At 59.2% G+C, this 3,218-nt stretch carries 3 protein-coding genes and 1 pseudogene; 2 read left to right on the top strand and 2 right to left on the bottom strand.

Going from position 1 to position 3,218, the window contains the following annotated elements:
* Window positions 1-251: pseudogene (locus NW837_RS14465) on the top strand (2'-5' RNA ligase family protein); the annotation flags it as partial.
* Window positions 252-285: 34 nt separating this feature from the next.
* Here the strand turns inward: NW837_RS14465 and gap are convergent.
* Together gap and NW837_RS14455 are read right to left on the bottom strand one after the other, a co-directional pair.
* Complete coding sequence (gene gap / locus NW837_RS14460; protein WP_414332279.1) at window positions 286-1,305, bottom strand: type I glyceraldehyde-3-phosphate dehydrogenase; 1,020 nt, start codon at window positions 1,303-1,305, stop codon at window positions 286-288.
* 156 nt (window positions 1,306-1,461) lie between these two features.
* Entirely contained in the window at window positions 1,462-2,022 is a 561-nt protein-coding gene (locus NW837_RS14455; protein ID WP_187147224.1) for a Crp/Fnr family transcriptional regulator, read from the bottom strand.
* 97 nt (window positions 2,023-2,119) lie between these two features.
* Here NW837_RS14455 and NW837_RS14450 point away from each other — a divergent pair.
* On the top strand, window positions 2,120-3,218 hold a 1,099-nt coding region (locus NW837_RS14450), incomplete at its 3' end, for a DEAD/DEAH box helicase (RefSeq protein WP_414332278.1).

Raw genomic sequence — 3,218 nt, 5'->3', positions numbered from 1 at the left:
AGCTACAAGCTCAAGCCCATCACCACATGGGGCTCCTTCTCAACCGGAAAGAAACGACCGCTCAAGCCCGTCCGTTTGTGCCCCACATAACCGTGGCCTTCCGAGACCTAACCCCCGCCCACTTTCGCGCCGCCTGGCCAGAGTTCAAGACGCGTTCTTTCCAGAGTGCGTTTGTAGCGTCAGCTTTGACGCTCCTCCTCCACGACGGCAAACGTTGGCAGGTTTTTGCCCAGTTCTCGATGGGGGAATAATGGGGAACAGAAGAGGGTTGCCAACCGAAGCAGCCTACTCCACCCAGTGAGCGGCCATGTATTCCGCCAAGTCCAACACCCGCTGGGAGTAGCCCCACTCGTTGTCGTACCAAGCCATGACCTTGACCAGATCCCCATCCAGCACACTGGTCATCTCCGCATCCACAATGGCCGAGCAGTCGTGGCCGCGGTAGTCGATGGAGACCAAGGGAATATCCGAGTAGGCGATGATCCCTTTCATCGTGGTTTCCGAGGCTTCCTTCAGGGCAGCGTTTACCTCCTCGGCAATCACGCGCCGCTCCGTCTGCACCACCAAGTCCACCAGAGACACATTGGGCGTGGGGACCCGTACCGCCACCCCATTCAGCTTGCCTTTCAGCTCCGGGATCACCAAAGCCACCGCCTTGGCAGCCCCCGTGGTGGTGGGCACCATGCTCAATGCTGCTGCCCGGGCCCGCCGCAGATCGCGGTGACCACCATCTAAGATCCGCTGGTCGCCGGTGTAACTGTGGGTGGTGGTCATGGTGGCACGGAGGACGCCGAACTTGTCCAGCAACACCTTGATGATCGGGGCGAGGCAGTTGGTGGTGCAGCTGGCGTTGCTGACAATGTTGTGCCGCACCGGGTCGTAGGTGTGTTGATTAACACCGTAGACAAACGTGGGAATGTCTCCCCCCTTGGCCGGGGCGGTGATCACCACCTTTTTGGCCCCCGCTTCTATGTGCTTAGAGGCACCCTGGTAGTCGACAAAAACACCTGTAGCTTCAATAACAAGATCCACCTTCCACTCTTTCCAGGGCAGGTTGCTGGGGTTGCGGTCGGAAACGGCATAGATATGCTTGCCGTTCACCACCAAACCGTTTTCTGTAGGCTCAACGTCTGCTCCCTGCAACGGCCCAAGGATGGAATCGTACTTGAGCAGGTGGGCAGCCGTGCGAGCATCTGAGGTGTCGTTGATGGCAACAATGTCCAGGTTGGACTGGGAGCGACCCAGCCAACAGCGCAAAAAGTTGCGACCAATGCGACCAAACCCGTTGATGGCTACCCTAACCACTGCTCCTGACCTCGCTGCTTGAAATCTCTTGGGGGCTGCTGCCTAGCACATGATATCGCAACCCCTGAACATTCTGAAGACAAAATTTGGGATCCAAGGGGTTGTCTTCGTGGACGTTGACCTGCAAACCTATGCGGAGCAGGGATTGAGCCTCTTTCAAGCGGGATAGCGCTGGTGCAGCAGAGCCATAGCCGAGGCTACATTTTCTACCCCTCGCTGCTCCAGAAGATCCGTGAACATACTATCCAGCCAGTAAAGGTGCTCGCTGATGATCTGGCTCCAGGCGCGGTAGAGTTTCACCTGGACTTCCAGGGGCAGCAGGATCAGCCCTTCGGTGGAAAGGCGTAGGGTTTGCACCTCGGTCATGCTCACTGCCGTAAAGGAGCGCCGCCGCCCCGTCAGCAGAGAAAGTTCCCCAAACAAGCGCCCGGCGTGCAGCGTGGCCAGCCAATAATCTCCCGGATGTCGCACGTACTGGCGACGCAGCTCCACCACTCCACTGAGGATCATGTACAGGTCACTGCTGGGATCCCCCTCTTGAAAGATCACCTGGCCAGGAGAGAAGCGGCTGGGCAACAGGGCTGCCGTCAGCGCCTTCCACTCGGCATCTTCCAAAGATTGGAAGAGCAAGTGCTCGCGAACACGCTCAAACGGATAACGGGGGCTGCTCATGATGTCGGTGGGCCAGAGGGGTACCTGAGGCCGGCTCCGTTTCATCCTACCGCTGCCGGCAGGGTATTGGGAGATGGGAGAGAGTTGTCCCCAAAGAGTATCTAAGATGCAATGGAAAAGGTAGGTCGCTCCCAGGGATCCCATGCAGCCTGGCTCAATTGTCCGCTGCCGCAACCGCGAGTGGGTGGTGCTCCCCGCTGATTCAGAAGAAATTGTGGTGCTGCGGCCCCTCACCGGCACCCCAGAAGATGCGGTTTGCATTCACCGACACCTGATGAACCTTGTGGGCGGCACCTTGCCCTTCGAGCGAGTGGAGCCTACCGCCTTTCCTTGGCCCTCTGGGGATCATCCTGCCGATGCCACCAGTACCCTTCTCCTCTGGCAGGCGGCCCGGCTGATTTTACGGGAGGGCGCAACTCCCTTTCGCTCTCTGGGGCGCCTCTCGATTCGGCCACGGGTATACCAGTTTGTGCCCTTGCTCATGGCGCTGCGCCTCGATCCGGTGCGGCTGTTGATTGCCGACGACGTGGGGGTGGGCAAAACCATTGAGGCCCTGCTGATAGCCAGAGAGCTTTGGGATCGCGGCGAGATCCGACGCCTTTGCGTCCTGTGTCCCCCTTACCTCTGCGAGCAGTGGGCCAGTGAGCTGGCGGAAAAGTTTAACCTTGAGCCCGTGATCCTCCGCTCGGGAACGGTGGGACAACTGGAGCGGAAAACCCCCCCTGGGCGCAGCCTCTACGAGCACTTTCCTGTCCAGGTGGCCAGCATTGACTTCGTCAAGACCGAGCGCAACCGCCACCCATTTCTGCAATTTTGTCCTGAGCTGGTCATTGCCGACGAAGTCCATGGGGCAGCGGCGGCCCATGGCAAAAACCAGCAGGAGCGCCACAGTCTGCTCAAAGCGGTGGCCCAAAACCCCAACCGCCACCTGATCCTGCTGACGGCAACTCCCCACAGCGGTGTCGAAGAGGCCTTCCGCTCGCTGCTGGGGCTGCTGCGGCCCGAGTTCGAGACATGGGATCTCCAGGATCTCAACGAAGACCAACGCGTCCAGCTAGCCCGTCATTTTGTCCAGCGCACGCGGCGAGATATTCGGGAAACTTGGCAGGAGCTCACCTGTTTTCCAACCCGGGAAGCTGAAGATGAAACCTACACCCTTTCTGAGGGGCAGCGCAAGCTGTTCGAGGACACCTATGGGTTTTGCTCGGAATTGGTGTGCACAGGGCAGCAACTAGAGAAGC

The organism is Synechococcus sp. R6-10 (assembly GCF_047461815.1).
Classification (GTDB): domain Bacteria; phylum Cyanobacteriota; class Cyanobacteriia; order Thermostichales; family Thermostichaceae; genus Thermostichus.
The sequence above is the reverse complement of the archived record's forward strand: the minus strand, read 5'-3'. Positions and strand labels throughout refer to the sequence as shown.